At 65.9% G+C, this 20,073-nt stretch carries 23 protein-coding genes; 13 read left to right on the top strand and 10 right to left on the bottom strand.

Features of this window, described 5'->3' with window-relative positions; all coding sequences use genetic code 11:
• The first annotated feature begins 207 nt into the window (after positions 1 to 207).
• The 4 genes from GPL20_RS37555 (at position 208) to modC (ending at position 3,067) form a co-directional block, all read left to right on the top strand.
• Positions 208 to 711, top strand: coding sequence for a hypothetical protein (locus tag GPL20_RS37555; RefSeq protein ID WP_167533379.1), 504 nt, complete (start codon positions 208 to 210; stop codon positions 709 to 711).
• A gap of 170 nt (positions 712 to 881) precedes the next feature.
• Positions 882 to 1,667 (top strand): molybdate ABC transporter substrate-binding protein, encoded by a 786-nt coding sequence (modA, locus tag GPL20_RS37560; RefSeq protein WP_157337625.1) that lies wholly within the window; start codon positions 882 to 884, stop codon positions 1,665 to 1,667.
• 39 nt (positions 1,668 to 1,706) lie between these two features.
• Positions 1,707 to 2,402 carry a molybdate ABC transporter permease subunit gene (modB, locus tag GPL20_RS37565; protein WP_157337627.1) on the top strand — a complete coding sequence of 232 codons (696 nt, stop codon included), beginning with the start codon at positions 1,707 to 1,709 and terminating at the stop codon, positions 2,400 to 2,402.
• Between the two features lie 2 nt (positions 2,403 to 2,404).
• On the top strand, positions 2,405 to 3,067 hold the full coding sequence (gene modC / locus GPL20_RS37570; RefSeq protein ID WP_157337629.1) for a molybdenum ABC transporter ATP-binding protein: 663 nt from the start codon (positions 2,405 to 2,407) through the stop codon (positions 3,065 to 3,067).
• Between the two features lie 99 nt (positions 3,068 to 3,166).
• Here modC and GPL20_RS37575 read toward each other — a convergent pair whose 3' ends face one another.
• Positions 3,167 to 3,427 carry a PepSY domain-containing protein gene (locus GPL20_RS37575; protein ID WP_157337631.1) on the bottom strand — a complete coding sequence of 87 codons (261 nt, stop codon included), beginning with the start codon at positions 3,425 to 3,427 and terminating at the stop codon, positions 3,167 to 3,169.
• On the opposite strand from GPL20_RS37575, the gene GPL20_RS37580 reads away from it, so the two are divergent.
• Positions 3,426 to 3,563: a hypothetical protein gene (locus GPL20_RS37580; protein WP_157337632.1), complete on the top strand. Its 138-nt coding sequence runs from the start codon at positions 3,426 to 3,428 to the stop codon at positions 3,561 to 3,563. The two genes, GPL20_RS37575 and GPL20_RS37580, sit on opposite strands and share 2 nt — an antisense overlap.
• A 195-nt stretch (positions 3,564 to 3,758) precedes the next feature.
• Here GPL20_RS37580 and GPL20_RS37585 read toward each other — a convergent pair whose 3' ends face one another.
• Entirely contained in the window at positions 3,759 to 5,552 is a 1,794-nt protein-coding gene (locus GPL20_RS37585; protein ID WP_157337633.1) for a potassium/proton antiporter, read from the bottom strand.
• Positions 5,553 to 5,766: 214 nt separating this feature from the next.
• Here GPL20_RS37585 and GPL20_RS37590 point away from each other — a divergent pair, with 214 nt between their 5' ends.
• Together GPL20_RS37590 and map are read left to right on the top strand one after the other, a co-directional pair.
• Positions 5,767 to 7,083 (top strand): mechanosensitive ion channel family protein, encoded by a 1,317-nt coding sequence (locus GPL20_RS37590; RefSeq protein ID WP_167533380.1) that lies wholly within the window; start codon positions 5,767 to 5,769, stop codon positions 7,081 to 7,083.
• A gap of 119 nt (positions 7,084 to 7,202) precedes the next feature.
• Entirely contained in the window at positions 7,203 to 8,024 is an 822-nt protein-coding gene (gene map, locus GPL20_RS37595) for a type I methionyl aminopeptidase (RefSeq protein ID WP_157337634.1), read from the top strand.
• A gap of 121 nt (positions 8,025 to 8,145) precedes the next feature.
• Here the strand turns inward: map and GPL20_RS37605 are convergent, their stop codons facing one another.
• The gene (locus tag GPL20_RS37605; protein ID WP_157337635.1) at positions 8,146 to 8,742 is read right to left on the bottom strand and encodes a bifunctional transcriptional activator/DNA repair enzyme AdaA; all 597 of its coding nucleotides are present in this window, start codon (positions 8,740 to 8,742) and stop codon (positions 8,146 to 8,148) included.
• Between the two features lie 131 nt (positions 8,743 to 8,873).
• Here GPL20_RS37605 and GPL20_RS37610 point away from each other — a divergent pair, with 131 nt between their 5' ends.
• From GPL20_RS37610 to radC, 3 genes are all read left to right on the top strand, one after another.
• On the top strand, positions 8,874 to 9,818 hold the full coding sequence (locus tag GPL20_RS37610; protein WP_157337636.1) for a DMT family transporter: 945 nt from the start codon (positions 8,874 to 8,876) through the stop codon (positions 9,816 to 9,818).
• A 79-nt stretch (positions 9,819 to 9,897) separates the two neighbouring features.
• Positions 9,898 to 10,728 (top strand): intradiol ring-cleavage dioxygenase, encoded by an 831-nt coding sequence (locus tag GPL20_RS37615; RefSeq protein ID WP_254125450.1) that lies wholly within the window; start codon positions 9,898 to 9,900, stop codon positions 10,726 to 10,728.
• A 55-nt stretch (positions 10,729 to 10,783) separates the two neighbouring features.
• Complete coding sequence (gene radC / locus GPL20_RS37620) at positions 10,784 to 11,500, top strand: RadC family protein (protein WP_157337638.1); 717 nt, start codon at positions 10,784 to 10,786, stop codon at positions 11,498 to 11,500.
• A 56-nt stretch (positions 11,501 to 11,556) separates the two neighbouring features.
• Here radC and GPL20_RS37625 read toward each other — a convergent pair whose 3' ends face one another.
• On the bottom strand, positions 11,557 to 11,877 hold the full coding sequence (locus tag GPL20_RS37625) for a YMGG-like glycine zipper-containing protein (RefSeq protein ID WP_157337639.1): 321 nt from the start codon (positions 11,875 to 11,877) through the stop codon (positions 11,557 to 11,559).
• A gap of 91 nt (positions 11,878 to 11,968) precedes the next feature.
• Complete coding sequence (locus GPL20_RS37630; protein WP_167533381.1) at positions 11,969 to 12,343, bottom strand: hypothetical protein; 375 nt, start codon at positions 12,341 to 12,343, stop codon at positions 11,969 to 11,971.
• Positions 12,344 to 12,580: 237 nt separating this feature from the next.
• On the opposite strand from GPL20_RS37630, the gene GPL20_RS37635 reads away from it, so the two are divergent.
• Positions 12,581 to 13,975: a peptidoglycan-binding protein gene (locus GPL20_RS37635; RefSeq protein ID WP_157337641.1), complete on the top strand. Its 1,395-nt coding sequence runs from the start codon at positions 12,581 to 12,583 to the stop codon at positions 13,973 to 13,975.
• A 246-nt stretch (positions 13,976 to 14,221) separates the two neighbouring features.
• On the opposite strand, the gene GPL20_RS37640 is transcribed toward GPL20_RS37635, so the two are convergent.
• The 5 genes from GPL20_RS37640 to GPL20_RS37660 form a co-directional block, all read right to left on the bottom strand.
• Positions 14,222 to 14,914, bottom strand: a complete 693-nt coding sequence (locus GPL20_RS37640; protein ID WP_157337643.1) for an AprI/Inh family metalloprotease inhibitor — start codon at positions 14,912 to 14,914, stop codon at positions 14,222 to 14,224.
• Positions 14,914 to 15,903: a 2-hydroxyacid dehydrogenase gene (locus GPL20_RS37645; RefSeq protein ID WP_157337645.1), complete on the bottom strand. Its 990-nt coding sequence runs from the start codon at positions 15,901 to 15,903 to the stop codon at positions 14,914 to 14,916. The genes GPL20_RS37640 and GPL20_RS37645 overlap by 1 nt, the downstream gene beginning before the upstream one ends.
• Positions 15,903 to 16,718: an ABC transporter permease gene (locus GPL20_RS37650; protein ID WP_157337647.1), complete on the bottom strand. Its 816-nt coding sequence runs from the start codon at positions 16,716 to 16,718 to the stop codon at positions 15,903 to 15,905. Before GPL20_RS37650 ends, GPL20_RS37645 begins: the two co-directional genes overlap by 1 nt.
• Complete coding sequence (locus tag GPL20_RS37655; RefSeq protein ID WP_157337649.1) at positions 16,715 to 17,530, bottom strand: ABC transporter ATP-binding protein; 816 nt, start codon at positions 17,528 to 17,530, stop codon at positions 16,715 to 16,717. Before GPL20_RS37655 ends, GPL20_RS37650 begins: the two co-directional genes overlap by 4 nt.
• Before the next feature lie 104 nt (positions 17,531 to 17,634).
• Positions 17,635 to 18,657: an ABC transporter substrate-binding protein gene (locus GPL20_RS37660; protein WP_157337651.1), complete on the bottom strand. Its 1,023-nt coding sequence runs from the start codon at positions 18,655 to 18,657 to the stop codon at positions 17,635 to 17,637.
• Positions 18,658 to 18,796: 139 nt separating this feature from the next.
• Between GPL20_RS37660 and GPL20_RS37665 the strand changes: the two genes are divergently transcribed.
• Positions 18,797 to 19,603 carry a creatininase family protein gene (locus GPL20_RS37665; protein ID WP_157337653.1) on the top strand — a complete coding sequence of 269 codons (807 nt, stop codon included), beginning with the start codon at positions 18,797 to 18,799 and terminating at the stop codon, positions 19,601 to 19,603.
• Between the two features lie 139 nt (positions 19,604 to 19,742).
• A complete protein-coding gene (locus GPL20_RS37670; protein WP_167533382.1) occupies positions 19,743 to 20,006 on the top strand; it encodes a hypothetical protein in 264 nt (87 codons plus the stop codon).
• Positions 20,007 to 20,073: the final 67 nt, after the last annotated feature.

Below are 20,073 nucleotides of genomic sequence, written 5' to 3' on the forward strand. Positions count from 1 at the left end.
CTGCGTGCCAATACTCCGCCGTCGTCCCGGACAAGCGTAAGCGCAGATCCGGGATGACGAGCATTGCTGGTGTGCAGCACATAGCTGCGCTAGGATCACCTCGCCGCCGGGCCGTAAGCCTGTGGCATCTCGGGATGCGCATCCCTTGTCTTCAACAAGCCTGACCGCAAGCCCGCATCCTTCGCGTGGCCAACGATGAGATATGACATGCGCGTCCTCACCTTCCTCGCTGCGCTTTCGTTCAGTGCGACCTCCGCCCTCGCCGCCGACGAGCCCAGCGGCTGCGACAAGTTCAAATGGCCGATCGAACGCGAACGCGCGGCGCTGGTCGCGCCGGATCGTGCCAGGCTCGCCTCGGGGAGCGAGCAGGCGACGTTGCCGTCAACGGCCATCACGCTGGGACTGGTCGCGCCTGGCGATGCGAAACTGCCGACGCCGCCGGAGCGGGCGCCGAAGGACGGCACCTTTGCCGGCTTCACCAGCATTAAGGCGCCCAAGGCCGGGCTCTACACGATCAGCCTGTCCTCGGGGGCCTGGATCGACGTGGTCCAGGACGGGCATGTCCTCAAGCCCGCGGCCTTCAGCGGCGCGACCGACTGCGACGGCATCCGCAAGACCGTGAAATACCAGCTGTCGGCACAGCCCTTCGTGCTCCAGGTCAGCGGCGCCAGGGAGAATTCGCTCTCGATCGCGATCCTGCCGGCGGAATAGGCGCCTTTGACGTGACGCCCCGGCCTGCTATCTTCGCCGGCAGCGATATCCCTGCCGGCCGTAAGCCGTCGCAAGGACACGTGGAACAGCGCTTCCGCCCGTCGCATCAGACTCACCCAACGCCAGATTTGCGCGCGCATGCGCGCGTAAGCTCGCACGGAGCGCTACCCATGATTCGTATTGCCGGACTTTTCACCGCCTTCCTCATCGTCGCGGGCGCGGGCCTCTCGCCCGCCGCCGCCGAGGACAAGACCATCACCGTGTTCGCCGCGGCCTCGATGAAGAACGCGCTCGACGAGATCGACGCCGCCTACACCGCCAAAACCGGCGTCAAGTTCAGCGTCAGCTATGCCGCAAGCTCGGTGCTCGCCAAGCAGATCGAGCAGGGCGCGCCGGCCGACGTGTTCGTCTCCGCCGACACCGACTGGATGGACTACGCGACGGCCAAGAAGACCATCAACGAATCCACCCGCGTCAATCTGCTCGGCAACAGCATCGTGCTGATCGCGCCGAAGGACTCCAAGATCGACAACGTCAGCATCGCGCAAGGCTTTGATCTCGCCAAGCTCGCCGGCGACGGCAGGATCGCGACCGGCGACGTCAAGTCGGTGCCAGCAGGCAAATATGCCAAGGCCGCGCTCGAGAAGCTCGGCGCCTGGCAGGCGGCCGAGCCGAAATTCGCCATGGCCGAGAGCGTGCGCGCGGCGCTGACGCTGGTGGCGCGCGGCGAGGCCGTGCTCGGCATCGTCTATTCCACCGACGCCAAGGTCGAGCCCGGCGTGAAGATCGTCGGCACCTTCCCGGCGGATTCGCACCCCGCGATCATCTATCCCGTCGCGGCGACCGCGACCGCGAAGGACGGGACCAGCGACTATCTCGCCTTCCTGCGCTCCACGGCCGCCAAGACCATTCTGGAAAAATACGGCTTCAAGTTCCTGGTCAGCCCGACGACCTGATTCCCGCGACTTGATTTTACGACCTGATTTTATGACTTGATGCTCGACATCTCTGCCGCCGAATGGACGGCGATCCTGCTCTCGCTCAGGGTCGCCGTCATCGCCACGCTGGTCGCAACGCCGTTCGGCATTGCGCTGGCATGGCTGCTTGCCCGCAAGGATTTTTGGGGCAAATCGATGCTCGACGCGCTGGTGCATCTGCCGCTGGTGCTGCCGCCGGTCGTCACCGGCTATCTGCTGCTGCTCACCTTCGGCCGCCGCGGCCTCGTCGGCGCGTTTCTGGCCGACTATCTCGGCATCGTCTTCGCGTTCCGCTGGACCGGGGCTGCCCTCGCCTGCGGCGTGATGGCGTTTCCGCTGCTGGTTCGCCCGATGCGGCTGTCGATCGAGGCGATCGACCGCCGGCTCGAGCAGGCCGCCGAGACGCTTGGCGCGGCACCGTGGAAAGTGTTCTTCACGGTGACGCTGCCGCTGGCGCTGCCCGGCGTGCTCGCCGGCATGGTGCTCGGCTTCGCCAAGGCGATCGGCGAGTTCGGCGCCACCATCACCTTTGTCTCCAACATTCCCGGCGAGACCCAGACGATTTCCTCCGCGATCTACTCGCTGATCCAGACGCCCGACGGTGACGCCGCCGCGGGCCGGCTGGTGATCGTCTCGATCGTGCTTGCGATCGGCGCTCTGATCGCCGCCGAATGGTTCGCCCGCCGCGCCACCGCGCGGCTGCACGGGAATTGACCATGCTGCGCGTCGATGTCGAAAAGCAGCTTGGCGAATTCTCGCTGCACGCCACATTCACCAGCGAGGGCCGCGTCACCGGCCTGTTCGGCGCCTCGGGCGCCGGCAAGAGCTCGCTGATCAACATGATCGCAGGGCTTGTGCATCCCGACCGCGGCACCATCGTGATCGACGGCGAGACCGTCGACGATACCGCGGCCGGCATCCACGTGCCGACATATCGCCGCCGCATCGGCTACGTGTTCCAGGATGCGCGGCTGTTTCCGCATCTCAGCGTGGCGCAGAATCTCGACTACGGCCGGCGGATGAACCGCCTGCCGTCCGATCCGGCCCAGCACAGGCGCATCATCGACCTGCTCGACATCGGCGCATTGCAGGATCGCCGCCCCGGAAAGCTCTCCGGCGGCGAGCGCCAGCGCGTCGCGCTCGGCCGCGCGCTGTTGTCCAGGCCCCGCCTCCTGCTGCTCGACGAGCCGCTCGGCGCCCTCGACGAGGGCCGCAAGCTCGAGATCCTGCCCTATCTGGTGCGGCTGCGCGACGAGGCCAACGTGCCGATGGTCTATGTCAGCCACGACGTCGCCGAACTGCGCCAGCTCGCCACGCAGATCGTGATGCTGAAGCAGGGCCGCGTGACCTCGTTCGGCGGGGTGAAGGTGCTGAGCTAAAGCGCGTGTAGCCCGGATGGAGCGCAGCGTAATCCGGGACTCTCCCGCGCAGACGCAGCGGTCCCGGATTTCGCTTCGCTCCATCCGGGCTACGAACAGCTACCAACCGCGATCGACGTTGCGGACCTCGCCCGTTCGGGCATCGACGTCGACCTCCATCCAGCGACCGGTGCGGTCGCGGCCCTCGATCTGCCATTCATCGCCCGCGAACTGGGTATGCGAGACGGTCATGACGCCGAGATCGGTCGCGACGTCGAGCGCAGCCTGCATCGAGATCTGATCGCCGGTGTCATAGGCCATCGCCGGTGCCGCCGATCCGAGACCGACCGCGATGATGGCCGGCAAGATGAGTTTCCGCATGGGATTGTTCCTGTCGAATACGTTGCTTGCTACGCGGCTAAGAACGAGCGGCATGGCGGAGCGTTCCGGTCAGCGTCTTCACGAAACGGCTGAAAATTTCAGCGGTTGCGGCGATTTCGTGGCGGTTCTCTGGTGATTGCTGCTCCTGTTCCAGAGGGTCACGATCTCGCCGTAGAGTTACAGCGCTTCCAATAACACCGTCATTGCGAGCGCAGCGAAGCAATCCAGAATCTTTCCGCCGAGAGACTCTGGATTGCTTCGCTGCGCTCGCAACGACGAGCCTGAGGCTCGTTCGTCGCGTCAAGCTGAATGCGGAATGACCGCGGAGGATCTAAACCCCCGCCACCGACGTCCACAAATCCACCAGCTTGCGCCGCAGCGCTTGCCTGCGTGTCAGCGGCGCCGGCGTCTCGTCTTCTTCGGGCAGGCGCAGGCCGATGACGTTGACGCGGCCGCCGGAGATCGAGCGCGCCACGAGCACGATCGTGTCGAGCGCGAGCTCCGCGCCCTCCTTCGGCGCACGGTCGAGATGGACGTCGAAATAGTCGGCCAGGGTCAGCTTGCCCTCGTCCTCGCCGATCTTCACGCCGTAGATCTCGGCGAGCTCGGCGAGCGTGTGCTCGCCCGAGACCATGAAGTCGCCGAGCAGATGCGGATCGGGCGCCGAGCTCGGCTGCATGTCGACGAAGAAACGGTCGAGCGCCTCGGCCTTTTCCGGCGGCGCCAGCAGGTAGATGTAATCACCCGGCGCGATCGGATCGGCCTCCGTCGGCGTCAGAATGTTCTCGTTGCGGATCACCAGCGTCGGCTTCGACCAGGACGGAATCAGGCCGCGGCGGAAATACAGACTCTTGGGCCGCACCGGATAACCGACCAGCTGCTGCTCGAGCTGGCCGGGCAGATCGAGCTCGACGCGGCGCGGGCCGCGCTCGGCGCGCGGCAGCGCCACGTGCAGCTTGCGCGCCGCCGGCGCCAAGGTCCAGCCTTGCAGCAAGAGCGAGATGATGACGACGACGAAGGCGACGTCGAAATAGAGATAGGCCTTGGACAGGCCGACCAGCATCGGGATCGACGCCAGGAAGATCGCGACCGCACCGCGCAGGCCGGTCCAGGCGATGAAGATCTTCTCGCGCCAGTTGAAGCGGAACGGCGCAAGGCACGCGAACACGGCGAGCGGCCGCGCGACCAGCATCAGCACCAGCGCGACGGCGACGGCCGGCAGCACGCTCGAGCCGAGCCGGATCGGCGACACCAGGAGGCCGAGCAGCACGAACATCACGATCTGCGCCAGCCAGGTCGCGGCATCGAGGAACGCGACCACCGAATTATGCGCGCGGGTCGGCCGGTTGCCGATGATGATGCCGGCGAGATAGACCGCGAGGAAGCCGGAGGCATGCATGATCTGCGAGCCGCCGAAGATCACGAGCGCGCCTGTCGTCACGAACGGCGCATGCAGGCCCTGCGGCAGCGCGACCTGGTTGAGCGCGATGACGACGAGACGCCCGCCGATCACACCGACGATGGCGCCCAGCACCGCCTCCTGGACGAACTCCACCAACACATGGCCGGGCGAGCTCGATCCCAGCGAGATGTATTCGACCAGCATGAGGGTGAGGAAGATCGCGAAGGGATCGTTGGTGCCGGATTCGGCTTCCAGCGTCGCGCCAACGCGCGGGCGCAGGCGCAAGCCCTGGGTGTGCACCAGCAGGAACACCGCGGCCGCGTCGGTCGAGGCCACGACGGCACCGACCAGGAGGGATTCGGACCAGTTGAGGTCGAGCGCGTATTTGGCGAACGGCGCCGTGATCAGCGCGGTCAGCAGCACACCGACGGTCGCCAGCACCACGGAAGGCGCGAGCACGGTGCGGATGCTGGCAAAGCGCGTCCGCAGGCCGCCGTCGAACAGGATCAGCGCGAGCGCAACGGAGCCGACCAGATAGGTGGTGCGCACGTCGTCGAACTGGAGCTGCCCGGGCCCGGAATCGCCGGCCAGCATGCCGATCACAAGGAAGACGAGCAGCAGGGGTGCACCGAAGCGCAGCGCGAGCAGGCTGGACAGGATGCCGGCCATGACGAGGACGGCGCCGAGCAATATCGCGAGACTGACGGAGTCGAGGGAAGCCATCCACCTTCCGGGTACAATTCGCTGGAACTGCATCCTTATCGTCGGCAGACTCGCGCGCCAACCCATTTTCTCCCGCTCGCGGCAATCTGCCGTGTTTTGCGCCCCTTAACGCGCTTCACTTAGCGGTGTATCGATGGCCCGGCCGCACCCTTTGTGGGATTCTGCGGCCCCTCGAATCAAGCCCTCCCGCCCGCTTCCCGACGAGACCGCCCAGATGGACATGGACCTCAAGGACTTCATGGAGTTCGTGCAGACCACCGCGCGCAGCGTCGGGGCGGAATTCTCCTCGCCCTGGTTCTACCTGCAATTCGGCCTCATTCTGGCCGCGGCCGGCATCGCCTACGCCGCGGAGGCCGGCGTTCGCAACCGCCTCGACATGACGTCGCTGGCAATAGGCTGGCCGCTGCCGCTCCGGCACTTCGCCCGGGTGATGGCGAGCACCGCCTCGACCGCGGTGTTCACCCTGCTCGTGATCATCTCGCGCGTGGTGATGTCTCACGCGACCTGGCCGAGCCGCAGCTATCTCCTGATGGTCGCCGCCAAGCTGGGCCTCGCCTGGCTCGCGATCCGGCTCGTGACGTCGGTGCTGCGCAATGCCTTCATCGTCAAGCTGGTGTCGATCACGGCGTGGTTCGTCGCGGCGCTCTCCATCGTCGGCCAGCTCGATGCGACGGTCGAACTGCTCGATTCCTTCGCGATCGTGCTCGGCGGCTTGCGGCTGACGCCGCTGCTGGCGATCAAGGCCGGCGCGCTGCTGATCATCGCGCTGTGGCTGACCAACATCGCCAGCAATTTCGCCGAGAGCCGGATCAACGCGACCACCGATCTGACGCCGTCGGTACAGGTGCTGCTGGTCAAAATCATCCGCATCGGGCTTTTGGCCGTCGCAATCGTCATTGCGCTCGGCGCCGTCGGCATCGACCTCTCGGCGCTCGCGGTGTTCTCCGGCGCGGTCGGCGTCGGCATCGGTATCGGCCTGCAGAAGATCGTCGCCAACTTCATCTCGGGGATCATCCTGCTCGCCGACAAGTCGGTGAAGCCCGGCGACCTCGTCACCATCGGCGACAACACCGGGCGCATCAGCGCGATGAAGACGCGCTATATTTCCGTCGCCGCCGGCGACGGCCGCGAATTCCTGGTCCCCAACGAGGATCTGGTGACGCAGAAGGTGGTCAACTGGACCTATACCGACAAGAACACGCTGGTGAAGATTCCCTTCGGCACCAATTACGACGCCGACCCCAAGCTGGTCTGCAAGCTCGCCGCCGAGACCGCCGCCGCCCATCCGCGCGCCCAGAAGGGCAAGCCGCCGAATTGCATCCTGACCGAGTTCGCGGAAGCCGGGATGAAATTCTCGCTGACCTTCTGGATCGCCGACCCCGACGGCATGGACACGGTCAAGAGCGACGTGATGCTGGCGCTGTGGGACGCCTTCAAGCGCGAGGGCATCCGGGTTCCCTATCCCGTCCGCGAAATCCGCATCCGCGGCGGCGCGCTGCCGGTCGAAACCACCGTAGAAGTCCCGAATTGAGCCCGCTTTCGGGCGCATGATGGAGGCTTGGCTTGCATGAAGGCCCGCAATCATTAAATTAGGGCCTGAAATCAAGCCTTTCCGCCGACATCGGACCAGCCCCGGAAGATCGCACAAGCATGAGCTACATCGAAGCCACCGATACCTCGCTGCGCAAGACCGGACAGATCAAGCTGCATGGGCCGAACGCCTTTGCCGGCATGCGCAAGGCGGGAGCGCTGGTGGCCAAGTGCCTCGACGAGCTCACCGACATCGTCGGGCCCGGCGTGCCGACCTCGCGCATCGACGACTTCGTCCGCGACTTCGCCTTCAGCAATAGTGCCTATCCGGCGACGCTGATGTATCGCGGCTACCGTTACTCGACCTGCACCTCGCTCAACCACGTCGTGTGCCACGGCATGCCCGGCGACCGTCCGCTGAAAGAGGGCGACATCGTCAACATCGACGTCACCTTCATCGTCGACGGCTGGTATGGCGATTCCAGCCGGATGTATGCGATCGGCCCGATCGCGCGGAAGGCGGAGCGCCTGATCGAGGTGACCTATGAAGCGATGATGCGCGGCATTGCCGCGGTGAAGCCCGGCGCCACCACCGGCGACATCGGCCACGCCATCCAGAGCTTCGTCGAGCCGCAGGGCATGAGCGTGGTGCGCGATTTCTGCGGCCATGGCCTCGGACGCCTGTTCCACGACGAGCCGAACATCATCCATATCGGCCGCCCCGGCGAGGGCGTTCAGCTCAAGCCCGGCATGTTCTTCACCATCGAGCCGATGATCAACCTCGGCAAGCCGCACGTCAAAATCCTCTCCGACGGCTGGACCGCCGTGACCCGCGACCGCTCGCTGTCGGCGCAGTTCGAGCACTCGGTCGGCGTCACCGCCACCGGCGTCGAGATCTTCACGCTGTCGGAGCGGCACGGCGAGAAGCAGATCGGGTTGTAATACCCCGTCATTCCGGGGCGCTGCGCAGCAGCGAACTCTGGTGCGCGCTTGCGCACCTGAGAATCTCGAGATTCCGGGTTCGCTCGCTGACGCGAGCGCCCCGGAATGACAACCAAACTTCCTATCGCTTGCGACGGAACGACGACGGCGGCCGCTTGTACGTTGCGACGAATGCATCGTTGAATCTGCGGATGCTGCCGAACCCTGCCGCGAAGGCGATCTGCGCCAAGGTCATGCTGGTCTGATCAATCAATCGCTTGGCTTCCTGCACGCGCCGCGTCGCTGCGATCTCGCTCGGACTGGCGCCGGCATGGCGCATGAACAGACGGAGCAGATGGCGCGGCCCGATCCCCAGAGCTTCCGCAAGCTCCGCCATGGAGGCCCGATCCAGGAAACCCTCGTTGATCAGGCGCATCCCGCGCGCAACCGTGGTGGCCGTTCCCACCCAGGCCGGCGACCCCGGTGCCGTCTCAGGCCGGCAACGGAGGCACGGGCGGAAGCCGGCCCGCTCGGCTGCGGCCGCGGTCGCATAGAAGGTGACGTTCTCGGAACGGGCGGGACGAACCGGGCACACCGGCCGGCAATAGATGCGCGTCGATCGCACGCCGGAGAAGAACAGGCCATCGAACGCGCGGGCGCGCGCGAGGCGTGCCCGGTCGCAGGTTTCCCAGTCGAGATGCGGTGGCAGCGTCTGCCGATGCGCCGGGCCTGTCGCCATGACGGGAGGATAATGCGCGCGCCGCCCGCCGAGTAGCCGAAACCGGACTCGGTCGGACGATGAGGTCCGAATTCGGCCAGCCTGTCGCGCCGCTCCGGATCATGGTCCCGATCGATCCGGGAGCAGGTCACATGAGCACGCAGGCAGCACAGGCAAGGTCAGGGCAAACCAGTCTCGCGCCGGAGATCTGGCTATTGCTGCTGCTCTCGCTGATCTGGGGCAGCTCGTTCACGCTGATCAAGCTGGCGATCCCGACGATCCCGCCATTCACCATGGTTGCGGTCCGGGTGACGATCGCGGCGATGCTCTTGCTTCTCGTCGCCGTCGCACAGGGCCACGCCCTTCCCCGCCGGGGATCGGTCTGGGCGGCTTTCCTCGTGCAGGGGCTGCTGCAAAGTGCGCTGCCGTTCACCCTGATCAGCTGGGGCGAGGCACATATCGCGAGCGGACTGGCCGGTGTGCTGAATGCAACACCACCGATGTTCGTGCTCGTGATCACGATGCTGACCGCGCGCGGGCGGCAGACCGTCGGCGGCCGGAAGATCATGGGCGTCGGGCTCGGCCTTGCCGGTGTGACCGTGACCATGGGCGTCGACGCACTCTCCGGGATCGGCACAGCCGCGCCGCTTGCGCAGGCCGCGGTGCTGGGCGCAAGCCTCTGCTACGCGCTCGCGCCGATCTGGGGGCAGCGGTTTTCGCACCTTCCCGCGATCGTCACCGCAGCGGGAGCCATGCTTTGCGCCGGGACGCTGATGCTCCCGGCGGCCGCCATGGTCGAGCGGCCATGGACGCTGGCGCCGCCACCGGCACAGGCCATCGCCGCGGTCGTCGCCCTCGCGGTCGTCTGTACCGCCCTTGCCATGGTGATCTATTTCCGGCTGATCCGCACGCTCGGCCCACTCGGCACGACCAGCGGCAGCTATCTGCGGGCGGGGTTCGCGGTGGCGCTCGGCATGACGTTTCTCGGCGAGCAGCCGACCTGGTCCAGTCTCGCCGGAATGGCGCTCATTGTCACCGGAGTGATCGCCGTCACGGCTCCCGCGCCCGCCGGAAACGGCCGGACACGTCCGGGCTGATTGCCGCCATCATCGCAGCCCGATCTTGCCATCCTGCCTGCCGATGACGATCTCTCGGAAGTCGGACAGGAGCAATGAAGTGGGCACGTCGACGCGTCGCGGATTCCTCGGTTTCGTATCGGCCAGTGCAGCCGGCCTGTTGCCGGGCCGCGCCGCTGCTGCTGCGACGAGCGATGAGCCCGCCTGCATCCTGACGCCGCAGGCGGACGAAGGGCCGTTCTATTCGGACCCGAAGCTGGTTCGATCCGACGTCACGGAAGGCAAGGCCGGCGTGCCGCTGACCCTGCGGCTGCGCGTGATCGAGGCCGGGCCCTGCACGGCCATCGGCGGCGCACGGGTCGATATCTGGCATTGCGACGCCAAGGGGCTGTATTCGGCGTTTCCCGGCCAGGGCGATGCGCACAACATCGACGCGTCGAGCCAGACGTTCCTGCGCGGCACGCAAACGACCGACGCGGCCGGCTGGGTGTCCTTCAACACCATCTATCCCGGCTGGTATGACGGCCGCACCACGCATATCCATTTCAAGGTGTTTCTGGACGACCGCACCGTGCTGACCGGGCAGACCTTCCTGCCCGACGCGCTGAACGAGTTCATCTACACCCGCGTGCCCGATTACGGCGGACGCGCGCGGCAGCGCATGGTGATCAACGCCAACGACCATGTCATCGAACGTTCCGATCCCGAACATCGCGCCTTCTGCGCGGTGAAGGAGGAGCGCGACCGTTACGTCGCGAGCCTGACGCTCGGCGTCGACCGCCGCGCGGAGGCGACGGTCGGGCGCGCCGCGGCGCCGCCGCCGGGACTGCGCAACGGACCTCCGCCGGGCCCGCCGCCCGCCGGCATGTTCGGCAGGCCCATCAAGGATCGGCTGGCCGCGCTGGTGCCGGGGTTGAAGCCGCGCCGCTGATTTCACCGCAATTGGCGGTTGCAAAAGCGGCGGTCCGCGGCAATGCTGGCGCGCGATGCCCGCCAAGCCCAGCCAGCCGTCCAACGCGCCCGAGCCGGACCCGCCGCACTATCACGGCCATCGCGAACGGCTGCGCGAGCGCTTCTACAGCGCCGGCGCGGATGCGCTCAGCGACTACGAGCTCCTGGAGATGGCGTTGTTTCCGGCGCTGCCGCGGCGCGACACCAAGCCGCTGGCGAAGACCCTGATCAAGGCGTTCGGCTCGTTCGCCGAAGTCGTCCATGCGCCTGTCGCCCGGCTGCGCGAGATCGACGGCATCGGCGAATCCGCGATCAACCAGCTCAAGCTGATCGCGGCGGCGGCGCATCGCGTCGCCAAGGGCGAGGTCAACAGCCGCAACGCGCTGTCGTCGTGGAACGAGGTGATCGACTATTGCCGCTCCAGCATGGCGTTCGCCGACAAGGAGCAATTCCGCCTGCTCTTCCTCGACAAGCGCAACCAGCTCATCGCCGACGAGGTGCAGCAGACCGGCACGGTCGACCACACCCCGGTCTATCCGCGCGAGGTGATCAAGCGCGCGCTCGAACTCTCCGCGACCGCGCTGATCCTGGTCCACAATCACCCCTCAGGCGATCCCTCGCCTTCGCAGGCCGACATCCAGATGACGAAGGCGATCATCGACATCGCCAAGCCGCTCGGGATCGCGGTGCACGACCACATCATCGTCGGCAAGAGCGGGCATGCGAGCCTGCGGGGGATGCGGTTGATCTAGGCATCGCCTTGTCGGCACGCGAAGGTGCCGATGCCGGTTCGGATCGCGCCGATCGCTCAGTAGCAATATCTGTGATCGACCCGGACGTAATAGCCGTCGGGGCGCTGCATGTAGCAGCCGCGCTGATAGGCGTAGTAGCCGGAGCGGCGGCGCTCGCCTTCGGAAGCGATCGCGGCGCCGGTGCCCGCTCCGACGACGGCGCCGATTGCGGCGCCGCGGCCTCCCCCGAGCGCGCCGCCGAGGATCGCCCCGCCGACACCGCCGATGATCGCGCCGCCGATGGCGTCCTGGGCTGCGGCCTCATGCGCCGGCATCGCCATCGCGACCGTCAGACAGGCCGCGATTCCCAAACTTCCAATGCGCAGACCTCGAAGCATGCTCGCCCTCCCTGTGGTGAGGCGAGTCATAGCGCCACAGGCCGGTTCGGGCCAGACAAATTGCCGGCGCCGCGGGCCCGCCGATTCCGTCTCAGGGATCGACCCAGCGCTGCACGGCCTCGACGGTGTCGGCGGGTGTGGTGTTGAAGCAGATCGCGGCATTGGGCGCGAGGCGGTGGACCAGGTTGAGCACCTTCTCGAACAGCAGCAGGCGCTCCTTCGGCTCGCGCAGGCCCGCACCAATCACGATGCAGTCGAAGGTCTCGTCGCGCAGCGCCGCCGTCACGACGGCCTCGGCAGTCGTATCGAGATCGATCAGGCAGCTCGTGACCTCGAAGCCGAGACCGCGCAGGCGCAGGAGCTGGGCCTCGATGTAGCTGCGGACATGCTCCGGCGTGAGCTGCGGGAATGCGCTGTAGTCCGCATTGCCGGGTTCGATACCGATCGCGAGGACACGCTTGGCCATGCAGGCTCCTTGCCGGACCGTCCGCATCGCTAACGGACGGACGACCCTGCCGGTTCCCCGGCAGTGACGCGACGAGCCCGGTGCTGCCGCTGATTTCCCGCAGAGGCTGTAATCCATTTCACATGCGCCGAGCCGGCGACCTGCCAGATTTACCGGAGATCACGCTGGAGTCACGGCAGGTGATTCACCTTGAGTTGCATAGAGATTCGATAATTCATCAATTTGCGGGAGCGGAAAATGGTGTCATTCGCGGGTTTGAAAAACCAATATGAACGGAATTGGACCAGTCTCGAGATCCGGCCTTCGCGCCTCCCCGATGCCAATGCGGTCGCACGCAAGGCCCTCAACGGCAAGGCGACCTATCAGCAGATCGAGCGGCTCACCGGCGTCCCCTGGTATTTCACCGCCCTCTGCCACTACCGCGAGTCCAATTTCAATTTCGACACCTATCTCGGCAATGGCGAGTCGCTTCATCGGGTGACGACCATCGTTCCGAAAGGGCGCGGACCGTTTGCCACCTTCGTGGACGGCGCCGTGGACGCGTTCAGGGTCGAGAATTTCATCGGCGCGCAGGACTGGGGCATCGCGCGGATTCTGTTCCGGCTCGAGGCGTTCAACGGCTTCGGTTATCACGCCAAGGGCTGCAATTCGCCCTATCTGTACGGCGGCTCGACGCTGTATGGCCCGCCCGAGGCAAGGGCCGGCAAATTCGTCCGCGACCATGTGTTCGATCCGAACCACGTCGATTCGCAACTCGGCACGGCGGTGATCCTGCATGCGATGATGGCGCTCGATTCCTCGATCACCCTCGACGGCGGCCCGCAATTCGCGGGGCGCGCCGAGCCCGAGGACGATGCGGCATCGACGATCGTTCTCATGCAGCAGGCGCTCAACAAGCTCGGCGCCAATCCGCCGCTCGCCGAGGACGGCATCAGCGGACCGAAGACCAGGACCGCGGTCTCGCAGTTTCAGCAGCAGAACGGCCTGAGCGACACCGGGCTTCTCGACGCGGCCACGGTCGCGGCCATCACGCGGGCGGCGCAGACCGGAGGCTCCGTGCGGAGCGGCGAGCTGTCCCATGTCCTGAAGCGGCTGGAAGATCTCGCGCAGATCATGCGGGGCGGCGCGCCACAGGGCGGCACACCACAGGGAGGCATACCGCCAGTGATCATACCGCCCTCCACCAGCGATCCGATCAGCCTGTTCGAACGGCTCTTCTCCCTCATCAACAAGACGACGCCCATGCCAGGACCAGTGACCCCGACCAACCCCGCCCCCGTCGATCAGTTGAAACAGGTCGTCGACCTGCTCAGCACGCTGCTCAGCAAGGGCGGCAAGCCCGCCCTCGGCCAGGTCAACGGCGCGCTCGGCGAGACCGTCGGCAAGCTGCTCGACGGCAAGAAGACCGCGCTCGGCATCGGCGGCTCGCTGATCACCGCGCTGCTCTCGTCGGTGACCGCGAGCCCGACTGCAGGGGGCATTACCGGACTGCTGGGGATGATCGTGTCGGCGGTGCCGGGCCTCGGCCAGTTCGCGATGCCGATCTCGCTGGCGCTCGCGGCCTGGGGCGTGCTCGGCAAGATGGAGAAATGGGCGCAGGGCACCGCGCCGCCGCCCAAGCCGATGACGTAGAGCGGTGAGATCGGGGCTCGGGTGCATCTCCGGGAGAAATGCACTCCCTCCCCCGCTTGCGGGGGAGGGCTGGGGAGAGGTGTCTCCACAACGAGACAACCCCCAAGAGGAGAAAGCCCTCACCCGGCGCTTCGCGCCGACCTCTCCCGCAAGCGGGCGAGGTTAAGAGGAGCCCCCGGCTCTATCGGTCAACAGAAGGCCGTTCCGCTCCGGAGCATGACGACTCCGCGCAGCCGCGGACGTCGCCTACTGGCGCAGCATGATCAGGGGATCGGCGGTATCAGGGACGCGCCGCCACTGCGCGTTGTCATCGGCCTCGAACTGCCAGGCATCGCCCGATTTCGACATCAGGATGATCTGGCCGCGCTCGAGCCGCCATTGCGTCGGGTTGAATTGCGCGATCGCCGGATCGCATTTCGGCTTGAGGAAGACCTGGAAATTATCGGGGCCCGCCTCGGTGTTGGTCAGCGTCAAACCGCAGACCGGCTGGCCGTTGCCGCGCACCATGGCCCAGTCGCCGATCATCTGGTCCATCGACTTGGCCATCGAACGCGCGGCGGCGAGATCCTGGAGGATGTAGACGCCCTCGCCCTGCCGCAGGCCTTCGAAGATGCCGGCCTCGACCTCGGTGAAGTCGATCACGGCTTCACCGGTCGCATCCTGCAGGCGGACGATGTCGAGGCCCTTGACGCTCCAGGCAACGATGGCCTTGGTGAAAGGCAGCGCGGTCTTGCAGGCCGGCTCCAGCTCCAGCTTGTAGCCCTGCGCCGCGGCGTCGGCCTTGAGCGTGACCACGCAGGTCTTGCTGCGCTCGGTGGTCGAGAGCTCCCATTGTCCGGGCATCTCCTTCTTCAGGGTCGTCGCATCCTGCGCCTGCGCGATGCCGATCGCGGCCAAGTGGGCCGCGACGGCGAATGCAACGCCCCGAAGAGCTCTCATCAGCGCCCCCTAAACGGCGTTTCCGCAACCGGCGTCAGCGGTGCCTTGCCGGCGAACCAGGCCTTGAGGTTGTCGACGACGAGCTGGTCCATCGCGTTGCGCGTCACCACCGAGGCCGAGCCGATATGCGGCAGCAGCACGACGTTCTGCATGGACTTGAGCTCGTCGGGCACGTTCGGCTCGGCCGCGAACACGTCGAGGCCGGCGGCGAGGATGGTGCCGGACTTCAGCGCCTGGACCAGCGCCGGCTCGTCGACCACCGAGCCGCGCGCGACGTTGATCAGCACGCCGCGCGGGCCGAGCGCCTTGAGCACCTCGGCATTGATCATCTTGTTGGTGCTGGCGCCGCCGGGCACGATCACCATCAGCGTGTCCACCGCCTTCGCCATCTCGATCAGGTCGGGATAGTGCTTGTAGGCGACATCCTTCGACGGATTGCGCGAGTGGTAGACCACCGGCACCAGCGAAGCATCGAGCCGGCGCGCGATCGCCTGGCCGATCCGGCCCATGCCGACGATGCCGACCTTGCGGTCGCGCAGCGAGCCGACGCTGAGCGGATAGTTCTGCGTCTGCCAGAGGCCGGAGCGGACGTAGCGGTCGGCCTTGATGAATTCCCGCAAGGTGGAGATCAACAGGCCCATCGCGACGTCGGCGACCTCCTCGGTCAAGACGTCGGGCGTGTTGGTGACGATGATGTTGTGCTCGGCCGCGTATTTGGCGTCGATGTGGTCGTAGCCGACGCCGAAGCTCGCCACCATCTCGATCTTCGGCAGCTGCGACAGCGAATCCTTGTCGGCGCGCACGGTGTGATACGTCACGGCGACGCCGCGGATCTTCTCGCGGATCGCCGGCGTCAGCCGCTCGAGGTCACCGCGGGTCTCGGCCTTGTGCACGACGAAATGATCGGAAAAACCGTTGTCGAGGATCGGCCGCACCGGTCCATAAATCAAAAGATCGATCTTTTCGGACGAAATCGAACCGGTAGACATCAGCTTTCCTTTCCAAGCGCGCTCTCATGCCAGCGCCGTAAAACGAGGTGGGAAACTAGCGCCAGCACCCCATAGATGACAATCCCGGCAAGCGACAACAAAAGCAGCGCCGCGAACATGCGGGGTATGTTCAATCGATAGCCGGATTCGGCGATCCTGTAGGCGAGCCCGGAGCCGGCACCGGCCGTGCCCGCCGCGATCTCCGCCACGACCGCGCCGATCAGCGACAGGCCGCCGGCGATGCGCAGGCCGCCGAGGATGTAGGGCAGCGCCGCAGGCAGCTTCAGAAAGCGCAGGGTCTGAGGCGGCGAGGCGCCATAGAGCTGGAACAGGCCGGCGAGATTGCGATCGACCGAGTTCAGCCCGAGCGTGGTGTTGGCCAGCACCGGGAAAAAGGCAACGATGAAGGCGCAGACGACGACCGCGGTCTGCTGCTCCAGATAGATCAGGAGCAGCGGCGCAATCGCGATCACCGGCGTGACCTGGAGGACGACGGCGTAGGGGAACAGCGAATATTCGACCCATTTCGACTGGTTGAACAGGAGCGCCAGCGCGATGCCGCCGATGCTGGCGGCGACAAAGCCTTCGAGCGTGGTCAACAGCGTGGTCGCGAGCGATTGTGACAACACCGCCCAGTCCTTGATCAGCGTCAGGAATATGACGGAGGGCGCGGGCAGCACGTAAGGAGGGATGTCCCTGATGCGGACCACGAGTTCCCAGGCGAGCAGTCCGGCCGCGAACACGATGACGGGAAGCACGAAACGCAGCGCGCGCTGCGCGCCCGACGGTTTTGCGGCGGCAGCTTGCGCGTTCATAGTGTCGACTGCCCCGAATAGGACGGCGCCAGCGCGGCCGACACGCGTCGGCAATAATCGGAATAGGCGGCCGAGGTGCGAAACTCTTCGCCGCGCGGCTCGACCGTCTCGATGCGGAGGTCGGCCTGGATGCGGCCGGGCCGCGCGGTCATCACCACCACGCGCTGCGACAGGTAGACGGATTCGAACACCGAATGGGTGACGAAGATGACGGTCTTGCGAAGGCTGCGCCACAGCGCGAGCAGATCGTTGTTGAGACGGAAGCGCGTGATCTCGTCGAGCGCCGCGAACGGCTCGTCCATCAGCAGGATATCGGGGTCAGTGACGAGGGCGCGCGCCAGCGACACCCGCATCTTCATGCCGCCGGACAATTCGCGCGGAAAGGCCTCGGCAAAATCGGCGAGCCCGACGCTGGCGAGCGCCGCGTCGGCACGCGTGCGCGCCTCCGCCTTCGGCACGCCTGCGAGCTTCAAGGGCAGCCGCACGTTCTCGCGCACGCTGGTCCAGGGCATCAGGGTCGGCTCCTGGAACACGAAGCCGATGCCGTGGCCCGGCTGCGGCACGCCCTCGTGGCGCGCCACCCGCACGATTCCCGACGACGGCGCACTCAGCTCTGCGATCAGCCGCAATGCGGTCGACTTGCCGCAGCCGGATGGACCCAGCAGCGAGATGAACTCGCCCTTGCGGACGGCAAGATCGAGCGGACCGAGCGCCATGACGCCGTTGTCATAGACCTTCGTCACGCCGCGCAGGCTGACGGCGAGAGCCGTCAGGCTGGCCTCGACTCCAGGCGAAGGCTTGCTCGCTACCATTGATCGCTGGCTCTTGCGTGACTCGGTCGAGCCGCAATTTTCACCTCTCCCCAACGGGGAGAGGTGAGCGATGCCGACCCACCGTGGTCTAACCTCAGCATGCGCTATGGCTTGTTCGGGCGCAGTTCGACGCCGACGCCCTTGTTGACGAAGCGCAGCGTATAGGACTTGCGGAAGTCGAGATCGCTCTTCACGACGCCGGCCTTGACCATCTTGTTGAAGAAGGAGGTGTAGCGTTCGTCGCTCATGGCGCCGATGCCGTTCTTCAAGCTGTCGCCGGAATCGACGATGCCGTATTCCTTCATCTTGGCGACGGAATAGGCGAGCAGGTCGTCGGTCATCTCCGGATTGAGCTTCTTGATCATGGCATTGCCGGCGGAATTGTCGCCGTAGATGTAATTGTACCAGCCGATCATGGAGGCATCGACGAAGCGCTGCACGAGGTCGGGCTTCTTCTCGACGATTTCGCGGCGGGTCTCGATCAGCGTCGAATAGGTGTTGAAGCCGTAATCGGCGAGCAGCAGCACGTTGGGCTTGAAGCCGGCGGCCTTCTCGACGGCGAAGGGCTCGGAAGTGACGTAGCCCTGCATGGCGCTCTTGGGATTGGCGATGAAGGGCTGCGGATTGAAATTATAGGGACGGACGTTCTTCTCGCTGAAACCATATTCGGACTTCAGCCACTGGAAGTAGCTGCTCATGCCCTCCTTGGAGACGAACAGCGTCAGCGGCTTCAAGTCCTCGATCTTGGCGACCTTGGCATCCGGCTGCGTCAGCATCACCTGCGGATCCTTCTGGAAGACCGCGGCGATGGTGATGACGGGGACGTTGTTGGCGACCGCGTCGAACGACATCAGCGTGTTCGCGGCCATGAAGAAATCGATCTTGCCGGCGATCAGCAGCATGCGGTTGTTTTCGTTGGGACCGCCGGGGACGATGTTGACGTCGAGCCCGTACTTCTTGTAGGTGCCGTCGGCGACCGCCTGGAAGAAGCCGCCATGCTCGGCCTCGGCGACCCAGTTGGTGCCGAAGGTGACCTTGTCCAGGGTCTCGGCGCGCGCCGGGACGCTGCAGACCAGAGCGGCCATCAAGCCCGCCGTTAACGTTCGCCGCAGATGAGAGGGGGTCATGATGGGACTCCGTCGATCGCTTCTAGCCGATACCAAACCAACGCGATAAAACCGCAAGATATCAGGGGACGCGAGCCGGCCTGGCCCGCGTCCCCTCATAACCCCAAATTACGTGACAAATTCGGGCAAAGAAACCTCGATGATGCCGTCCCGCGACTGGACCGAGATTCGCTGGGCCGATGCTGCCCCTGCGGAGGCGTCGCGCTGGATCGCGGTGCTGCCGCTGGCGGCGACCGAGCAGCACGGCCCGCATCTGCCGCTTGAGACCGACGTGCTGATCGCGGACGCCTATCTGGCCCGCGTGCGCGAGCTGTTGCCGGCGGACGTTCCGGCCAGTTTCCTGCCTGTCGAGCCGGTCGGGATTTCCACCGAGCATATCGACTATCCGGGCACGCAGACGCTGCCGAGCGAGGTGGCGCTGAAACGATGGACGGGAATCGGCGAGGACGTCGCGCGGCGCGGTGTGAGGAAGCTCGTCATCATCACCAGCCATGGTGGCAACAGCGCGGCCATGATGCTGGTCGCGCAGGATCTGCGCGCGCACCAAAAAATGTTCGTGGTGACGACGTCGTGGTCGCGCCTGTCGGGCGCCGACAGGCTGTTCCCGGCCGACGAAGTGCGCCACGGCATTCACGGCGGCGCGGTCGAGACCTCGATCATGCTGGCGCGCTATCCCGACCAGGTGCGCAAGGATGCGATCGCGGATTTTCCCGCGAGCAGCATCGCGCTGGAGCAGCAATATCGCTGGCTCTCGACACAACGGCCTGCGCCATTCGCCTGGCAGGCGCAGGATCTCCATGCCAGCGGCGCAGTCGGCAATGCGACCTTGGCCGCAACAGAAAAGGGCGAGCAGTTGATCGATCAGGGCGCACGCGCCTTCTGCGAGTTGCTCGCCGAGGTCGATAACTTCGACGTGAACAGGCTCGCCAAAGGCCCCCTCGGCTAACGCACATCCTCCTGGAATCACTCAGGAAAGAGCATCGCTCCGGGACCGCCTTTGCGGCTTTCGAACCGGACGCGAAGAGCCTCCGTCCAACTGGGCACGCGGGCCGCAACGGACCGCCTCAACCCGGATGGAATTTCACATGTCGATCAAGACCAGGATTGCCGCCGCAGCTCTCGCTGCCCTCACCGTGACCGGCAGCATCGTGTCCACCACCTCCTCGGCCGAAGCCAAGCAGCCCGGTTGGGTCTTTGGTGTCGGCGCCGGCATCGCCACCGCCGCCGTCGTCGGCTCCGCGATCGCCGCCAGCAACGACCCCTATTACTACGGCTATCGCCGCTGCGGCTGGGTCGCCCAGTACAACGCCTTCGGCCAGTACGTCGGCCGCGTTCGCACCTGCTACTGATTTGAGTACCTGAGGCCGATCTCACGTGGATCCTGCGTCCGACACGGGCGCCTCATCCACCCCGTGT

This window comes from Bradyrhizobium cajani, assembly GCF_009759665.1.
Taxonomy (GTDB): Bacteria; Pseudomonadota; Alphaproteobacteria; order Rhizobiales; family Xanthobacteraceae; genus Bradyrhizobium; species Bradyrhizobium cajani.